This is a genomic window from Terriglobia bacterium, from assembly GCA_036496425.1.
In the GTDB taxonomy this organism is placed as follows: domain Bacteria; phylum Acidobacteriota; class Terriglobia; order 20CM-2-55-15; family 20CM-2-55-15; genus 20CM-2-55-15.
The window spans coordinates 1-16,748 of the sequence record DASXLG010000159.1 but is presented as its reverse complement, the minus strand read 5'-3'; the positions used below and the strand labels follow the sequence as shown (position 1 = coordinate 16,748).

At 58.3% G+C, this 16,748-nt stretch carries 15 protein-coding genes; 8 read left to right on the top strand and 7 right to left on the bottom strand.

Features of this window, described 5'->3' with window-relative positions:
• Positions 1 to 12: 12 nt before the first annotated feature.
• The 4 genes from VGK48_11245 to VGK48_11230 all read right to left on the bottom strand — a co-directional run bounded on the left by VGK48_11245 (position 13) and on the right by VGK48_11230 (position 3,764).
• A complete protein-coding gene (locus VGK48_11245) occupies positions 13 to 1,260 on the bottom strand; it encodes an ABC transporter permease (GenBank protein ID HEY2381742.1) in 1,248 nt (415 codons plus the stop codon).
• A gap of 14 nt (positions 1,261 to 1,274) precedes the next feature.
• A complete protein-coding gene (locus tag VGK48_11240; GenBank protein ID HEY2381741.1) occupies positions 1,275 to 2,519 on the bottom strand; it encodes an ABC transporter permease in 1,245 nt (414 codons plus the stop codon).
• A gap of 216 nt (positions 2,520 to 2,735) precedes the next feature.
• Positions 2,736 to 3,131 (bottom strand): hypothetical protein, encoded by a 396-nt coding sequence (locus VGK48_11235; GenBank protein ID HEY2381740.1) that lies wholly within the window; start codon positions 3,129 to 3,131, stop codon positions 2,736 to 2,738.
• A 180-nt stretch (positions 3,132 to 3,311) separates the two neighbouring features.
• Positions 3,312 to 3,764, bottom strand: coding sequence for a peroxiredoxin (locus VGK48_11230; GenBank protein HEY2381739.1), 453 nt, complete (start codon positions 3,762 to 3,764; stop codon positions 3,312 to 3,314).
• A 230-nt stretch (positions 3,765 to 3,994) separates the two neighbouring features.
• Between VGK48_11230 and VGK48_11225 the strand changes: the two genes are divergently transcribed.
• Entirely contained in the window at positions 3,995 to 5,227 is a 1,233-nt protein-coding gene (locus VGK48_11225) for a formylglycine-generating enzyme family protein (GenBank protein HEY2381738.1), read from the top strand.
• 139 nt (positions 5,228 to 5,366) lie between these two features.
• Here the strand turns inward: VGK48_11225 and VGK48_11220 are convergent, their stop codons facing one another.
• A complete protein-coding gene (locus VGK48_11220) occupies positions 5,367 to 6,932 on the bottom strand; it encodes a tannase/feruloyl esterase family alpha/beta hydrolase (GenBank protein ID HEY2381737.1) in 1,566 nt (521 codons plus the stop codon).
• A gap of 78 nt (positions 6,933 to 7,010) precedes the next feature.
• On the opposite strand from VGK48_11220, the gene rlmD reads away from it, so the two are divergent.
• The 5 genes from rlmD to VGK48_11195 all read left to right on the top strand — a co-directional run bounded on the left by rlmD (position 7,011) and on the right by VGK48_11195 (position 12,647).
• Positions 7,011 to 8,135 carry a 23S rRNA (uracil(1939)-C(5))-methyltransferase RlmD gene (gene rlmD / locus VGK48_11215; protein ID HEY2381736.1) on the top strand — a complete coding sequence of 375 codons (1,125 nt, stop codon included), beginning with the start codon at positions 7,011 to 7,013 and terminating at the stop codon, positions 8,133 to 8,135.
• A gap of 121 nt (positions 8,136 to 8,256) precedes the next feature.
• Positions 8,257 to 9,129, top strand: coding sequence for a hypothetical protein (locus tag VGK48_11210; protein ID HEY2381735.1), 873 nt, complete (start codon positions 8,257 to 8,259; stop codon positions 9,127 to 9,129).
• A 93-nt stretch (positions 9,130 to 9,222) separates the two neighbouring features.
• Positions 9,223 to 9,633, top strand: a complete 411-nt coding sequence (locus VGK48_11205) for a DUF6152 family protein (protein ID HEY2381734.1) — start codon at positions 9,223 to 9,225, stop codon at positions 9,631 to 9,633.
• Between the two features lie 12 nt (positions 9,634 to 9,645).
• The gene (locus tag VGK48_11200; protein ID HEY2381733.1) at positions 9,646 to 10,908 is read left to right on the top strand and encodes a hypothetical protein; all 1,263 of its coding nucleotides are present in this window, start codon (positions 9,646 to 9,648) and stop codon (positions 10,906 to 10,908) included.
• A 272-nt stretch (positions 10,909 to 11,180) separates the two neighbouring features.
• Complete coding sequence (locus VGK48_11195) at positions 11,181 to 12,647, top strand: hypothetical protein (GenBank protein ID HEY2381732.1); 1,467 nt, start codon at positions 11,181 to 11,183, stop codon at positions 12,645 to 12,647.
• Here the strand turns inward: VGK48_11195 and VGK48_11190 are convergent.
• Positions 12,570 to 14,210, bottom strand: coding sequence for a glycosyltransferase family 39 protein (locus VGK48_11190; GenBank protein HEY2381731.1), 1,641 nt, complete (start codon positions 14,208 to 14,210; stop codon positions 12,570 to 12,572). The two genes, VGK48_11195 and VGK48_11190, sit on opposite strands and share 78 nt — an antisense overlap.
• Before the next feature lie 38 nt (positions 14,211 to 14,248).
• Here VGK48_11190 and VGK48_11185 point away from each other — a divergent pair, with 38 nt between their 5' ends.
• Positions 14,249 to 15,442, top strand: a complete 1,194-nt coding sequence (locus VGK48_11185) for an ABC transporter permease (protein ID HEY2381730.1) — start codon at positions 14,249 to 14,251, stop codon at positions 15,440 to 15,442.
• A gap of 129 nt (positions 15,443 to 15,571) precedes the next feature.
• A complete protein-coding gene (locus tag VGK48_11180; protein ID HEY2381729.1) occupies positions 15,572 to 16,369 on the top strand; it encodes a VOC family protein in 798 nt (265 codons plus the stop codon).
• A 93-nt stretch (positions 16,370 to 16,462) separates the two neighbouring features.
• On the opposite strand, the gene VGK48_11175 is transcribed toward VGK48_11180, so the two are convergent.
• Positions 16,463 to 16,748, bottom strand: a 286-nt coding sequence (locus tag VGK48_11175) for an ankyrin repeat domain-containing protein (protein ID HEY2381728.1), incomplete at its 5' end; no start/stop codon positions are given.

Below are 16,748 nucleotides of genomic sequence, written 5' to 3'. Positions count from 1 at the left end.
CGGGGCGTTTGATCACTCGTATCTCAGGCATTCGACGGGATCGAGCCGGGATGCTTTCTGCGCCGGCCAGACTCCGAAAAGCAATCCGACGGCGATCGATACCAGAAGCCCGGCGATTACCGCCCAGATCGGCACGGACGCGGGCAGCGACGGAATAAAAAACATGATCACCTGGCTGGCGGCCATCGCGAACAGGACGCCGGCCAGCCCGCCAAGAAATGTCAGCGTCATCGCTTCGCATAGAAATTGCATCGTGATATCGCTTTTGCGCGCGCCCATCGCTTTGCGGACGCCGATCTCCGGCGTTCGTTCCTTGACCGAGACCAGCATGATATTCATCACGCCGATCCCGCCGACAAGCAGGCCGACGCTCGACATCGCGATGGCGATCAGGCCTGCCAACTTCGTGATGTTGTCGAACTCCGAGATGAACCGGTCCGCCGTGCCGAGATCGAAGTTATCGGGCTCATTGAACTTCACCCCGCGCTGCCGCCGCAGGATACCTTCCACCTGGCCCAGGGCTTCGTGAATCTGCCCGGACTTGGCTTGAATGGTGAGCAACATCCAATGCCGGCCGGGAGATATCTGCCGCATGGTGCGGAACGGGATATAGATCGCGTTGTCCTCGTCGTTTTCACCGAGAAACGCGTTCTTTCGCTTTTGCAGGACGCCGGTGATTTCGAAGGTGTGCCCGCCCATTTTGACTTCGGCGCCGATGGCGCTCTGATGATCCAGAAAAAAGGCATCGGCGACGCTCCACCCGATCACCATGGTATTGCGGCGGTGTTGATCGTCGAATTCCGAAATGAAACGGCCGTTGCTGGTCGCTACATTGGTGGTCTCGGCGTAGTTGGCGGAGACACCCTGCAGGTTGCCCCTTTTGTAAGTGCGTCCGCGATAGGTGAGCACTGAGCTGAGACCAAAATCCGGAAACTCCGCCAGCGCGACACCCTGGACGCTCGGCGCCTGCGCGCGGACGGCGGCTGCGTCGTCTTCCGTGAGCGGTTTCCGCGTCCGTTCATCGCGTTCCTGGTTCTGTGTGAAGCCGGTCGAAAGATGGAAGGCATAAATATTGTCCGTTCCATATTCTTCGATCACTTTGACGAGGTTGTCGCGCAGGCCCGTGAGGATCGAAGCGATCGCGATCACCGTAGAGACGCCGATAACGATACCGAGCACCGTCAGCACACTTCTGAACTTGTGTGCCCGGAGGCTGTCGAGCGCCATCGATACGATTTCTCTACGCGGAACGGTTGCCATTCTTCTCCTGAGCCTCAACTCTTCGTCAGCGCGACAATGGGATCGAGCCGCGCCGCCCGGTAAGCCGGATAAATCCCTGCGATCATTCCGATGCCGCCCGACACCACGAGCGACAGAACAATGTAGGCGGCCGTGATGGTCATCGGAATCGGTGTCGTCGCCGCGACGACCCAGGAAATACCTGCCGCGAGCGCGAGGCCCAGCATTCCACCCAGTGCGGAGAGCAACGCGGACTCGATCAGAAACTGAAGCATGATCTGCTTTCGCCTCGCTCCCAGGGCCTTGCGCAAGCCGATCTCGAAGGTGCGCTCGGTGACGCTCACGAGCATGATGTTCATGACGACGATGCCGCCGACAACCAGCGATATGAGCGTAATCGGCGTCACGACGGCGGCAATGCTTCCGGTGAACTGATCGACCTGATTGTTCACCTGCTGTACGTTGACAGCGCCGAAATCGTCGTCCTGATTGCCTTTCAGCTTGTGGCGTATCCGCATCGAAAGCCGGCCCTGTTCGAAGGTCGCGTCGAACTGCTCGCGATCGCGCGATTTTCCATGAATTTGAATGCTGTCTTGCCGGCCGAACATTCGGCCGTAGGTGGTGATGGGGATGTAGGCGTGGTTATCGAGCGAGTTCCCGAACAGGGAGCCGCGTTTTTGCTCCACGCCGACGATCTCCATTGGAAATCCCGCAATCTTGACCGTCTTCCCGATGGGATCGAGGCCGGGGAAGAACTTCTCGCGCAACTCGTCGCCAATGACGACAACGGGAGCCGCTGTATCCAGATCGTTTGTGCGGATGAAGCGCCCGTCGTCGATCGTCTTGTCCTCGATGTCGGCTACGTTGGCCGTGACTCCGATGATACCCGTGCCGAAGAGCTCTTCGGTTCCGTGTTTCAGATCGACGTTTCGATCCACTTCGGCCCCGACTTCCTGGCACAGCCTGCAGTTCTGCAGGACCCACTCGAAGTCGTCCAGGGTGAGGCGCTTATTTCGCCGGTTTCGAAGGTCCCATTCCTCGTCGCTCAAAGGTCCGACATTGGCCATCCGGGCGATCATGAAATGGTTGACGCCGAGTACCCGCGAGACGCGGTCGATCACATAGGTATCCAGGCCGCTGATGGCAGCCCCCACGACCACGACTGAAGCGACGCCGATAATGATGCCGATCAGCGTCAGAAACGCCCTGAGCTTGTGCGCAAGAATAGCCTGCAGCGCAATGCGAAAGGCTTCGGTATAAAACGTATATACGGTTTTCATCGGCCCTTTCATTGTACGAGGCATCCCGCCGGTATGTTCCGGGAACCGGCAAATCAAACTCATTATGTGAAGCCCGTGGCCGTTCCCGGCACGACTCTGTTCGTCGCGAATGACGTTTTCAGCGGGGACAAAAAGGGGGACAGTTAAGCAATTTCTACGACACGAGAAATTGCTCACTGTCCCCGTTTTTCTTTTTTCCGTTTTTGTGTCGGACGCCTATTTGTGCATCACATGGCCGTGCCCGTCGCGCATCTCATTCCCCTTGAAATGTTCGATTCGGGTAACGGACTTTGACGCCCTTTCCCCGTGGTTCGGGTACGGGCCTTTGTAGCCGTGCTCCGGATGAAAATGATTGTTCACATGGCCTCGAAAGTGCTCGGAGCCATGGAACCATGGGCCAACGCCAAGAAAGGCGCCGTTGTCAAACCACTCTGGTCCATAGTAACCGTAAGGTGCGCAATTGTAAGGCGCGACGTCGTAATAACCGTATGGGCAAACGGGGGCCGCTCCAATACCAACACCTACTGAGACTTGGGCCTGGGCGTTAGGAGCTGCAAGAGCTACACCCAGCAAAACGGCGACTGCAGCCGTTAAAAATAACGATCCGCGCATGATTTCACCTCCTAGAGTAGAAGGGCAGTTCCCCTTCCAAGAACCATCGGAGGAGGGAAGGAAGCACAAGAAGCACAAAAGGCACAAGAAAAACCGTAGTTCTTGTGCCTCTTGTGCTTCCTTCCCCTCGTCGCTTTGCGCGCCGAATAAGAGGACATTTTTCCTACTGCCGCCTCCCGGCTACTTCTTTGCCGGGACCTTAAGTTGCTTTAACTTATCCACCAGGACCTGGCCGGACGTTGCAGGATTCACCGTCTTGTCGATTGCTTCGATTTTTCCATCCGGACCGATATAAAAGGTCCAGCGGTTGGCAAGCTTTCCGAGTTCGCCATAATCCCGGAGCACACCGTATTTGTTGGCTGTCTGTTGAGTGGGGTCGGCGAGAAGGGGGAAGTTCGCATTTTCCTGCTTTGCGAACGCTGTGTTCTGTTCCAGCGTATCCACGCTGATCATGAAATAGGCTACGTCGAATGCTTTGATCGAACTGCCGCTCTCACGGAGGGCTTGGCACTCGGCCGTTCAGCCACCGGTAAACGCCTTGGGGAACCACGCCAGGACGACGGTCTTCCCCTTCAGCTTCGACAGCGTGTACGTCTGGCCGTCGCTGGCTTTCAGAGTGAAGTCGGGCGCCATGTCGCCCACCTTCAACTCCTGAGCCCAGGCGCCGGCGGCGCAAACGCCGATCGCAGCCAGGACAAGAATAATTTGTCGGATGCTTTTCTTCATTCAGGTCTCCTATGCTGCGTAGAATAGCACCTGGGAGACAACTCATGACGTTTGTGTTTGTCTTTTTTTATTGACGATCCGGCTGATCAATTCAAGAATTTGCACAGATGCTTTTTTGCTCAAGGCTGGCGTTAACAGTGGTTGGTTTCAGTATCGCGACAGCCGCCTTTGCAGCCCGGCAGGATCTGGGTGCGGGCCCACCGGAGCCCGACGACTTGCCCGCCGTGCATGCCATGCTGCTGCCGGATTTTCTGAAGGACGTCGATAAATTCAGCCAGCTCAGCCGCACTCTCGCGGCATACCGGACTCGTGGGATCCCCGACCGCGGAGCCGAAAGACAGATCAACAAGAGTGCCAAGGCCCTCGAAGACCGTGTCGATCACATGCTCGACTACCTGCTGGACGGGGCCGAGGCTCCCGGCTTGCAACAGTTCCCTAAGACCAATGACAAATCGCTTCCGGACCGTCTTATGGTGTTGGACACCACGGCCTCGTCGGTCGTTCGCAAAGTCCAACAGTACGTCGCCGGACAGCGCAAAGATGAAATCAACGCGCGTCTCGCCGCCGACCTGATTCAGGATCTGCAGACGATCAAAGTCATCGCCCGTGATTTGCGGCGCGCCGCTCCATTAAACAGCCGCGCTGGATTCACGCCGCCACCGACGGCAAAAAATGCAGCCACTGGAATGGAGTTCGTCCATATTCCGCCGGGAGAATTCACAATGGGGTGCTCGGGCAGGCAGAATCAGTGCGATTTCGATGAACTGCCGCCAAGGCACGTCCGCATTACGAAGGATTTCGAAGCCGGAATCTATGAGGTGACGCAGGCGCAATGGCTGGCGGTCATGCCATCCAATCCCAGTCACTTCAATGGTCCGGACCTGCCTGTCGAACAGGTCAGTTGGAACGACGTCCAGCAATTCTTCCAGAAACTGAACGCGCTTCAGGACGGTTATCAATATCGTCTGCCCACCGAAGCCGAATGGGAATATGTGGCGCGCGCCGGTTCCGGCGAGGCGCGCTCGGCTTCTCTCGACGAGATTGCCTGGTATGGAGGGAACTCGGGATCGCATACCCATCCCGTGGGCCAGAAACAACCGAACGCCTGGGGGCTGTACGACACGATCGGCAACGTCTGGGAGTGGGTACAGGACTGGTACGACGCCGAATATTACCAGTACGGTCCCGATACCGATCCCTCCGGGCCGCCAACCGGACAGAGCCGGACACTTCGAGGCGGTTCCTGGTTCTACCTTCCGCTCAACGGCCGTGTCTCATATCGGGACGCCATCCAACCTGACGGCGGCTTTGATGCGATGGGCTTCCGCTGCATCCGAGAGCGAATCGCTGAAGGTGACGCCGTAAAGTAAAGGCGAAGGGTCATCGATTTCAAGACGACTTGTGACAGTCCACTCTCCCCCTGATACAGGGGGAGAGCCGGCCGCGAAGCGGCCGGCAGGGGGTCGCTCACACACCATGTTGAAATCGGCGCTTTTGTGCAAACGAGAACTACTTCGCCTTGCAGGCCCAGTTTGCCGCGTCCTTCAGGTCGCCGCTTCCCTTATACTCCGCCGCTTGCGGATAAGGACAAAGCGGACGCGTCAGACCCTGCGCTCCCATGCCCATCATCTGATCCGGAGCGACGCCTTTCTCAACCCACTTCTCTAAAGTGCCGATCGAGTCGAATGTATTCACACCAGGCCCGCCGCCGCAATGCGCCATCCCGGGCACCATGAAGAGGCGCATCCATTCGCTCTGGTTTTTGCCCATCTTTTTGAGGACGGAGTCGTAATACCAGAGGGTCGTTTCGGGAGTGATGGTCGTGTCGGACCAGCCGTGAGTGATAAGCAGTTTGCCGCCGTCCTTCTTGAATTTGCCGAGATCCGGATTCACGGCGTCGACGTAACTGAGTTGCTTGTCAACGAGGGGCATGTCCCGGTCGAGGTCGAATTTGTGCCAGTCGAGATTGGCATCATTCAAGGCAATGCGAACGATGTCGAATGTGCCGCCCGGCGCCTGGCCCGTGCTGCGCTGCGCCCCGATGGGATTGCCGAGCGCCTGGCCGGAAAAGATCAGTTCGCCTTTCGAGTTCTTCACTCCGCCATAGTAGGTCTCGACTGTTTTCAACTGCGGAGAAGTCAGGCACGTGTTGTCGTCCTTGCCTGCGGGACACATCAGTTTCCTGAAGTCCACTTTGCACTGGTTCGGGTTGTTGAGGAACCCTTCCTTCAGCGTGTCGCAGGTGCCCATGACCGTCTTGTTTACCAGCGCCGCTTTTTCGGCGGAGAGGGCTTCCTCGGGATGCCGCGAAAGCTCGATGCTTCGCGCAACACCGGAGGTCCACATATGGATGTGCCGGTTTGCCAGCGAGCCGGCGATGATGCCGTTGTAGTCTTCAGGATAGCGCTGAGCTTCCATCAGGGCCATGCGGCCGCCGGTGGAGCATCCTTTGAAATAGGCGTATTTCGCCGCTTCGTCGTAATATGCTTTGACGAGTTGCTTGGACTTCAGCGTCATTTCATGCGTGGCGCGGTATCCGAAGTCGATCATTTTTTCCGGATGGCCGATCGCCCAGTCGCCGCCGGGATCCTGATGGCCGGTATCTGTGCCTGCGGTCGCATAGCCGAGCCTCAGCGCCTGAGGCATATCGTTCGCAAGCCCCTGAATGGAGCCTGCGAAACCGCCGTTTCCGACGCCCATGAATTTGCCATTCCAGTTTTGAGTCGGCAACCAGAGCTCCATATTGATCAGCGAGTCGGGAGTCGGCTTGAGAACCATCTGAACCCGGCAGTGCTCCGGAATATTTGCAGGAGGCGCGGCCGCGCGCTGTCCGGCCTGCGGCGCAGATCCGTTACCCCGTGGCGCCCCCGCTCCGCGGCCCCCGGCTCCGCGCGCCCCGCCGCGCGCACCGGCTCCACCCCCGCCGCCCCCGCGCGCCGGAGGCGGTCCTTCCGGAACGACGGTGGCGCTGGTAATGGTGGCATTGTCGAGCTTGATGCTGGTGAGACTGTCGCAGGGCGCCGGGGCAGCGGTTGCTGCAGCACCGAACATCATCAAAGCGATGGTGGCAATCATCGTGGGCTCCTCGAAAGAAACGGTTGCAATAGTGCACTAGCATCTATTGGATCAGTGCGTGGTGCAATAAAATAAGATGTGATTTGCCGCCACTTCGGGGTCTGCGGAGGATGCAGCATCCAGGATCTCCCTTACGCGCAGCAGCTGGCTTCAAAGGAAGCGGCGCTCCGGAAGCATTTATCCATTCCTGTTCCGTCTCCTGCGTTTATCCCTTTCGCAATGGATTCCGAAACGCCATCGGCTTTCCGCCAGAAAGTCGCATTCGTTTTTGGTCCGGCATCTGGCGGACGCGGGCTTGTGATGGGACACTACGAGCGGGGTAGCCGGCGGATTGTCCCGGTCGAGGAATGCCCGGTCCACAGCACGCGCGGCAACCGGATCGCTTTCGCTCTGCGCGATCATCTGGTTCGTGCCGGAATCCACCCGGGTCTCCTTCGCCACCTGATTATCCGAACAACGCTCGATGATCGTGAAGCCGTTGCGATGCTGGTCGTTACCCGCAACGATAAATCCCTGCGACGGCCCGTGCGCGCCTTGCTGGATTCCACGAATCGGCCAGACGGCTTTTTCATCAATATCAACGACAGCCCGGGCCCATTCATGACCGGGCCGCAAACGATCCGAATCGATGGGCGAAGTCAGGTTCGCGAAACTGTCGGCGGGTTCTCTTATCTGATTTCGCCGGACGCGTTTTTCCAGACGAACGTCCGCGCCGCCGGTGCGCTCCAACGATTCGTTCTGGAAGGTGTTGCCGGGGCTGAACGCGTGCTCGATCTGTACTGCGGCAGCGGCCTCTTCTCACTTCCACTCGCTGCCGGAGACGCCCGCGTGACGGGTATCGACGAAAACCGCCAGGCGATCCGCGACGCCGAAGCCAACGTCCGGCTGAACCGCATTCCCGCGGGCCGCGCTCGCTTTATCTCCGCCCGTGTCGAAGACGGGCTTGCAAGGGTCGCGCGAGAGCCCTGGCACGCCGTCATTCTCGATCCTCCAAGACAGGGCTGTCCGAAGCCTGTACTGGCGGCTGTCTTCGAAGGCATTGCTCCGTCGCGCGCGGTCTATGTCTCGTGTAATCCCGATATGCTGGCCGCTGAATTGCCGGTTATTTTGAGGGCCGGATACGGCGTTGAGCGCCTCGGCGCCGTCGACATGTTTCCGCATACCGATCATATTGAAACGGCCGTGCGGCTGGTACGGAGTTAAGGGAAGGAACCACAAGAAGCACAAAAGGCACGAGAAAGGCGGGCCTTTCTTGTGCCTTTTGTGCTTCTTGTGGTTCCTCCCCCTTTTTCGTGCAGAAATGCTGCTCTATAATCCGGATACCATGCGAAAACAATTCATCGGCACGATCGCGATAACCGCAGCAATTGCGTTTACCGTCGGAGCCGGACCATGTCCACTACAGGCACAGCAGACGGCCCAATCTGCCGCGCGTGGGCAGACAGCGAGTCCCAGATCCCCGGCGCGACCGGCGCGAATCGCGGGGCACCCGAATTTGAACGGCATTTGGCAGGCGCTGAACAGCGCCAACTGGAATCTTGAAGCGCATTCCGTCACCGGCCTTTCCCGATTCTGGCAGCTCGGAGCAATCGCCTCGATTCCGGCGGGAAAAAGTATGCTTCGCGGCGGCGGCATGATCCCGTATACGGCAGAAGCGCTCAAGCAGCGCGACGAAAATCGCGCCAAGTGGCCCGAGTCGGACAATGAAGCGAAATGCTACATGCTCGGCATCCCGCGTTATACCTACCACAATATTCCGTTTCAGATTTCCCAGGGCGATCTCGACATTCAGATGATTTATCCGTTCGCGGCCGGAAACCGATTCGTTCATATGAGGGAGAACGATCATGCCCGTGACCCCGTCGATTCCTGGATGGGACGCTCCAATGGTCATTGGGAAGGCGATGTTCTCGTTATCGTGACCACGGATCTGCTGGCCGACACCATGCTGGATCGTGCCGGCAACTTTCACAGCAATGAGTTAAAGGTCACCGAGCGATTCAAACTGATCGACTCGACCCACATTCAGTACGAAGCAACGCTCGACGATCCCAAAACGTACACGAAACCCTGGACGATCGAAATGCCCTTGTATCGTCTGATTGACGACAATGCACAAGCATTCGAACACAAGTGCGTCCCATTTGCAGATATGCTTCTGTATCATGATTTGATCGGCGACAAAGCGAAACCGTGATCCAGGGGCGTGGGGAACCGGCCGAACCGATCATGGAGTCCGTACCGACAGAGGGACGGCCGTTGGGCCCGACGCTAAATCGAGGAGAAAACCATGCGCAACAAACTGATCACTGTTATGGCGAGTGCCGGCATCCTTCTGGCAACGGTTTTGCCGTTGCTTGCTCACCATTCTTTTGCCGCCGAATTCGACGCGTCGCAGACGGTCACACTCGAAGGAAAGGTTGCCAAGCTGGAGATGGTCAATCCCCATTCCTGGCTGCACTTCGATGTCACGAAGCCGGACGGCACTGTTGAACACTGGATGGCGGAAGGCGGATCGCCTAGCGTGTTGCTTCGACTCGGATGGAACAGAGACACGCTTCCTGCGGGCACAAAGATAAAAATCACGGGCGCCCGAGCCAAAGATGGCAGCCTTCGCCTCAACACACGAAGCATTGAGTTCGCCGACGGAAAAAAGCTCTCGATGGGCGGGTCCAATCCGGATGCAGAACAGCCGAAGTAAAGGTCTGAACTTATGATGAAACATAATTTACTGGCTGCGCGTTATCTTGAGGCTGCGCGCTATTGCGCTTGCGCTTCGCGTCGGGCTTGCATTCGCTCCGCTCATGTTCTTAGTCTTGCTGGATTGAGCATTGCCGCCGTCCTGATGCTGGTTGCCAGCCCAGGCACTGTCGCGGCACAGCAGCAACAACCGGCGAAGGCGCCGCAGCCGGCCACGTCTGCCGCAAAGCCCGCAACGTCTACACCAAAGCCTGCGGCGGCGGCTTACAAGCCACGACTGACGTCGTGGGGTGAGCCCGATATTTCCGGTATGTGGCCGATCAACCACCTGGTCACGACGCGCCTGGAGCGCGACCCGAAATATGGGGATCGTGCCTTCCTCACCGATGAGGAGTTCAAGGTGGCGGAAGCCCGTGCCGAAGCACAACAGAAGCAGCGAACGCAGGGAGCTCTGCCCTCCTCGGAGTCCGGCGCGCAGATACGGCAGACCTCATTGATCGTCGATCCGCCGAACGGACGTTTTCCGGCTCTGACACCTTACGGTAAGGAGCTGCAGTCGAAAATGAACAGCACCTACAAGCCGGGTAAAGACGCCGAAGGCTCTTATGACGGCATTGAAGACTTCGGTCCGTGGGATCGCTGCATCACGCGCGGCCTGCCGGTTTCGATGGAGCCGCGCAATTACAACAACGGCATCCGCATCACGCAGTCTCCCGGCTACGTCATTATTACAACGGAGATGGCACACGAATCCCGCATCATTCCCACAACCCCGCTTCCCAGGCTGGATCCCGCGATCAAGGAGTGGCTCGGGGAATCGCGCGGGCACTGGGAAGGCAACACGCTTATTGTCGAAACCACGAACTTCAACGGCCAGACCGAGCTGACAAGCGCCGGCGTTCCCGGTTCTCCCGGCCCGCTTCAGCCGTCAACGGTCAACATGAAGACCATCGAGCGCTTCACCCCCACCGGTCCGGGCAGGATGGACTACTCGATCAAGGTCGACGACCCGACGGTCCTGGCAACGGGATCTTTCACAGTGGCGTACCCCATGATGCTCGACAACAGCTATCAGATGTTCGAGTACGCCTGCCACGAAGGCAATACGGCCATCCGCAACTATATTGAAACAGCGCGTTTCGCTAAAGCGCATCCAAAGCCCGCCACTGCCGCTCCTGCCGGCGGTGGCCGAGGTGGACGTGCGGGCCGTGGAGGCGGTGGAGGCGGCGCAACACCTCCCGTACCAGCCACACCTCCCACTCCCGGCCCGCGGTAGATTCCCGTCCACGAATCGACGGGTGGAACCAAGTCCAATCCCCTGCGGGCAACCGCAGGGGATTTTTTATCTCGTGATGGCAGAAATCACAGCTGGACATCCCGTGTGTAAAGCCGCTCGCGGTGGAAGCCATTGCGCGATAGACTTCGGCCGATGCGCATACCGAGAGCCCTCGCCCTCGCAGCAGTTCTTGTCGTCCTCGCGTTGATGACGATCTTTAACATGATCATTGCTGCCAGGTCTCGTCACCGCGGACGGGAAAATCGCGAACAGTGAGCCGTTTCCGCGCGGATGAAGGCCATGGGCTGCGCCTTATTCCTGGCCTAATTCTGCTTACCGTGGCTGCCGTCGCGATCCATGGTTACTCGATCGGTGTGGAGGATCAGGACGTCTATCTCGCCGCCGCAAAAAAGTGGCTCGATCCTTCGCTATATCCGGTAAACGCCGAATTCTTCACCGAGCAGATGAAAGCTTCGTTGTTCATTCCTGCGCTCAGTCTGACGGCGCGCGTTGTGGGAATGGAGTGGGCTCTGGCGCTTTGGCACGTCACATCCATCTTTCTGGTTTTGCTCGGATGCTGGAGGTTCGCGGCATTGTGTTTCAGCGGCAACCATGCGCGCTGGGCCGCAGTCCTGCTCGTCACCGTGATGCTGACGATGCCGATCGCGGGAACGGCGCTCTACCCCGTAGATCAATATCTGCATCCGCGGGCTCCCGCTGCCGCCGCAATTCTGCTTGCCATCGCCGCTTCGCTGAGACGGCGATGGACGCGAACTGCCATCTGGATGGCGTTTGCTGCGGCGATGCATCCGCTGATGGCCGCTTTCGGAATATCGCTGCTGGTGTTTCTGTGGATACCATGGCGATCGCCGACGGTAATAGCTTCAGCGGTGTTCGCGCTGCTGCCCTGGGGCTTGTTCGAAAAGGTTTCACCTGCCTGGAAAGAAGCGACGCTGGCCAGGTCTTATTACTTTCCGCTGCGATGGGAATGGTACGAGTGGCTCGGGATGGTGGCGCCGGTTGCTTTCGTCTGGTGGGCCGGACGGGTTGCCCGGCGGCGGGGATGGCTCGCGCTCGATCGCATCGCCGTCCGACTGGTGGCGTTTGCTGTCTTTCAGTTTCTCATCGCGATGGTGATGACCGTGCCCGCCTCCACGATCGAATTGGCTGCTCTCCAGCCGATGCGCTGGCTGCACATTTTTTATTTCTTCTTCCTGATCATTGCCGGAGGCCTCGCCGGTGAATTCCTCCTGAAGCGCCGCATCTGGGCCTGGTTTCTGATGTTCGGCGGGTTGGCCTGCGTCATGTTCGGCGTTCAGTTGAGCCTCTTCGCGCACAGCGACCACATCGAGTGGCCCGGCCGGGCGCCACGGAATCCTTGGGCGCAGGCTTTTCTCTGGATTCGAGCGAACACGCCGCGGGATGCGGTATTTGCGCTCGATCCCAAATATATGGATTTGCCTGGAGAGGAAGCTTACGGTTTTCGCGCATGGGCAGAGCGCAGTATTCTCGCCGAGGATCAAAAGGACCCCGGTGCAGCTACCGTCTTTCCTGAGATGGCGCCGAAATGGCTGCAGCAGGTTTCAGCGCAGCGCGGGATTGAAAAGTTCACTGCCGGTCAGTTCGAGGACCTGCGCAGACGTTTCGGTGCGGATTGGGTTCTACTTCCCGGCGGCTCGAAGGTCAGTCTCGACTGTCCGTTCCGGAACAGCGCGGCCGCTGTCTGCCGAATTCACTGAGGGCCCGCCTGTGGTGTCGAAGACGTAAAGCACGTGATCCAGGATCGCTTTGCGCGGATACGTCAGCAGCCAGCGATACGCATCGTGGTCCTTCAACAGTTGTCCGGAGAGATGTGTCGCGCTCACGATGACAGTTCCCGAAGGATGGTCCGATTCACCCAGCCGCGTATAGCGGATTCCGTAGAAGGCCGGATCCACCTCGCCAACAGGCGCGAGATAAATGTTCTCCGCCGGATGTTCGCGCTGATATTCACGTAACGCGAACATTCCCTGTCCCCAGTCGGTATTACTGTCGCTCAGGTACTGCCAGCTTTGTTCAGATGGGACGGCCGCGTTGAAGTAAGCCAGGTAGTCCGGTGCATAGCGGGCGATATCGGCAGCCTGCACGATCACCAGCGCGGCGAGTAGTACCCGGAGGGAGCGCCTCTCCCTGGCGAATTCCCAAACCGCCGCGGCGAAGAGAAGTACGAAAGGGTAGAGCGGGAGGACGTGGCGCACTCCGATATCGATGCGCGTCAAGATCGCGAAGCCAAAGTACACCACGGGAAACAGACTCATCAGAAGCAGATCCCGCCGCTTCGGCATCCGCCGGATACACCAGGCGCCTGTGATGGCAAGCAGAATGGTGATCAGCGGCCACTTCAGAAGCATGGCGGCGGGAAAGTACAGTTTCCATCCGTTCGGAGAATAGTGGCCAAGCAGGAATGCGCGATGGCCCTCGATATCGTGAAAGACAACCATGCCCAGCCCCGTCATCCATTCGCAAGCCGGCAGGAAGATCGTAATCGGATTCGCCAGCGTCGGCATTTCCTGCACGAGTTGCTTCATGTACCCGGCGAAGTGGATCGTGACCTTCTGGCCGGCGAACACCACTCGCGAAATATGAAAGAAGTACCCGGCCCATACCGTCAGGCACGCGATCGTCGACAACGCAGCGGCGCGCCGCCAGCCACCGCGGATCAAGACCAGAAGAACCATAAGCGCGGCGATCGGCGGGCTGTTGAACTTCGAAATAAGGAACAGCCCAAGGACGAGGCCAAGCAGCATCGCATTCGTCAGTCCGGGTTTGCGCCACCATCGAACAAACTGGAGGGCGGAAGCGAAGAAAAGGAGCGTGCCCACTCCGTCGATCGTCGTCAGCGAGAAATGCGCGATCAGGTCGGGGGAAAAAACCGCTAGGGCGACAGCGAATGTCGCGGCCGATTCCGAATAGAGATCGGCGGCGGCGGTCCAGATCAGAATCAGCAATACCACGCCAAGCAGCATGTTTAGTGGCCGTGCGCGGTACAGCCAGACCTCGGCAGCGGGACGGTCCAGGCGGACCTGGTCGTCTGAGATGTGATACGCCCAATCCGTGCGGAGCAGCGGCAGTGAGAAAAGAAGCCGTGCCAGAGGCGGCTGATCTTGCCAGCGGGCAAATTCGCCGTAGCTCCATGCTTCGAGGCCGGCGACCAAATGTTCGGGTTCATCATTCGTAAACGACTGTGTCCGTATGAACCACACGCATTGCGCGATATAGATCAGGATCAGCAACGGAACCAGAACCCGATGACTGCGAAACACGCCTTAGTGTACTGCAACCACTGTTAACATAAGACCTGATGCTCCGAAGCGAACTGTGGAGAGTTTCGTTCGACGCGCTGCGCGCGAATAAGCTGAAGGCTTTTCTGACGATGCTGGGCGTCGTCATCGGCAGCGCCTGCATCGTTCTTGTCGTTACGATTTCGCTGCTCGGCCAGAGCTACATCGTGAAGCAGATTGAAGGTGTCGGCTCGAATATTGTGTGGGCGGAATTGCACCACAGCCAGGCCTCAACGTTAAGCGATGAGATCACCGAGGCCGATATGGATGCCGTACGCGGCGAGGTGCCGAATGTGGTCGAGGTTGCGGGAACACGCGAGGTACAGATGTCGGTTGTTGCCGGAGCCATCGAACGGCCCGTGACGCTTGTTGCCGTCACGGCGGGATTCCAGAAGATTCGCAATCTCCTCGTTGTTGCCGGGAGGTATTTCGATATCGACGATTTTCAGACCAAGAGCAAGGTCTGCCTCCTTACGGACGAGCTTGCCCGCGTCGTATTTGCCGGAACGGATCCCGTTGGCCAGGTCATTCGAGTGGGCGAATTGAGATTTACCGTGATCGGCGTCTTCAAGGAACGCATCTCGACGTTCGGCCAATCGGAGATTACGCGGGAGACCATCATCGTTCCGTTTGGACTTTTAAAGAGCTATGCCGACACCGGCAGTATCAAGACCTTATATGCTCAGGCGGCCTCCCCCGACGATGTGCCCGCTGTTACCAGAGGGGTCAACGCGACTCTCCTCGGCAGGCATCGGCAAGGGTCCCTGTACGATGTCGACAACCTGACCTCGATTCTCGATGCGGCGCGGAAGATTACCTTCGCTCTCCTGCTTGTGCTTCTGGCCGTCGGCTTGATCACTCTGATCATCAGCGGCGTCGGCATCATGAACATCATGCTGGTCACCGTCAGCGAGCGGACGCGAGAGATCGGCGTGCGCAAAGCCATCGGCGCGGCGAAGCGTGAGATTCTGTTTCAGTTCCTTCTCGAAGCGCTGATGATCAGCGGAACGGGCGCGGTTCTCGGAATTCTGATCGCGCTGAGTATTCCGATTCTGGTTCAGCCGTTCCTGCCGGAGGGTTTGACGATTCCGATTTCCGGAGCGTCCGTGATCGTCGCCTTTGTGGTCTCGTGCCTGACCGGAGTCATCTTCGGATATCTCCCGGCCAGCCGCGCCGCGAGGCTCCAGCCTACCGAAGCATTGCGGCATGAATGAGTTGAAAGGGGAAGGAACACAAGAGGCACAAGAAGCACAAGAAGTTGCTCCATGATTCCTGTCTTGTGCCTTTTGTGCTTCTTGTGTTCCTTCCCCTCCCCTCGGGTCCTGGTATATGATCCGCCAATTATGAAACCCATACTTTTCGCTCTGCTTGTGCTGTGCATTGCATGCCCTTTGCTTGCTCAACTTCCAACACCGAACGCCGATGGCGTTACCGCGGGGCATCACATCTTCCGCGCGAAGGATGTGGACGCCGCAAACAAGTTCTGGATCACTCTCGGCGGCGAACCGGCGGCGCTGGCGAATATCAAGCTGATGAAGTTCCCCGGAGTTCTGCTGTTCATCAGCGCTCCGCGAGGCGCGAACCCGGCGCCGTCGCTCGGCGGCAACCACGGCACGACGGTGGAGTACATCACCTTCAAGTCGAAGGACCTCAAGGCGACCCTTGCAAAGCTGACTGAAGCCGGGATCGCGGCCAAGAGCGAGAAGGGCGCCATCACGCTGATGGGACCCGACGATGTTCAGGTCCGCATCACCGAGGATAAGAAACTGGCAATTCCGATTGCTTCCGACGGCCTTGTGATGAAAGTTGCCGACGCGGCGGAAGTGTCCGCGTGGTATGCGAAATGGTTTGGCGCCAAAGTCAGCAAGAATGGCCAGGACACGATCGGCGAGATTCCCGGCGCCAGGATCGTTTTCCGCGCGACAAAGGATTCCATCGCTCCGACAAAAGGTCATTCGCTCGGCCTGCTGGGTTTCGAAGTGAGCGACCTCAAGACTTTCGTTCAGAAGTATCAGGACGCCGGCGGCAAATTGGATTCTCAGATTGCAACTGCCGCTGCAGCCAACCTGTCGGTGGTGCAACTGACCGATCCGTGGGGAACTTCCATCGAAGTGAGCCAGGGGCTAAAGGCTGTTAAGTAATATTGGACCATTGAATCATTGCAAGTTTTTTCATTGCTTCATTTGAAGCAATGAAAAAACTTGCAATGATTCAATTTGAATTAAATTTCTCTGCTATTTAATGTCTTTCCCTTCGAGAGCGCCGAGTTTCTGTAGCAGGGCCACGGTGCTCTCGTGTGGGATCGGCAGCTGTGCGACCGAGTTCCTTCCCAGCGCGTAATCCAGGGGAGTCCATTTCTGTCTGTCCCGAACATTCATCGGAGCGCCATGATCCGCCAAGTACTGGACGATGCTGTTGGCTCCGCGTTCGGCGGCTCCGTGCAGCGCGGTTACGCCTTTGGAGTTTGCTTGCTTGATATCGAGTCCCGCTTCGACGGCGATCTTCAGCGCTTCGAGGGCT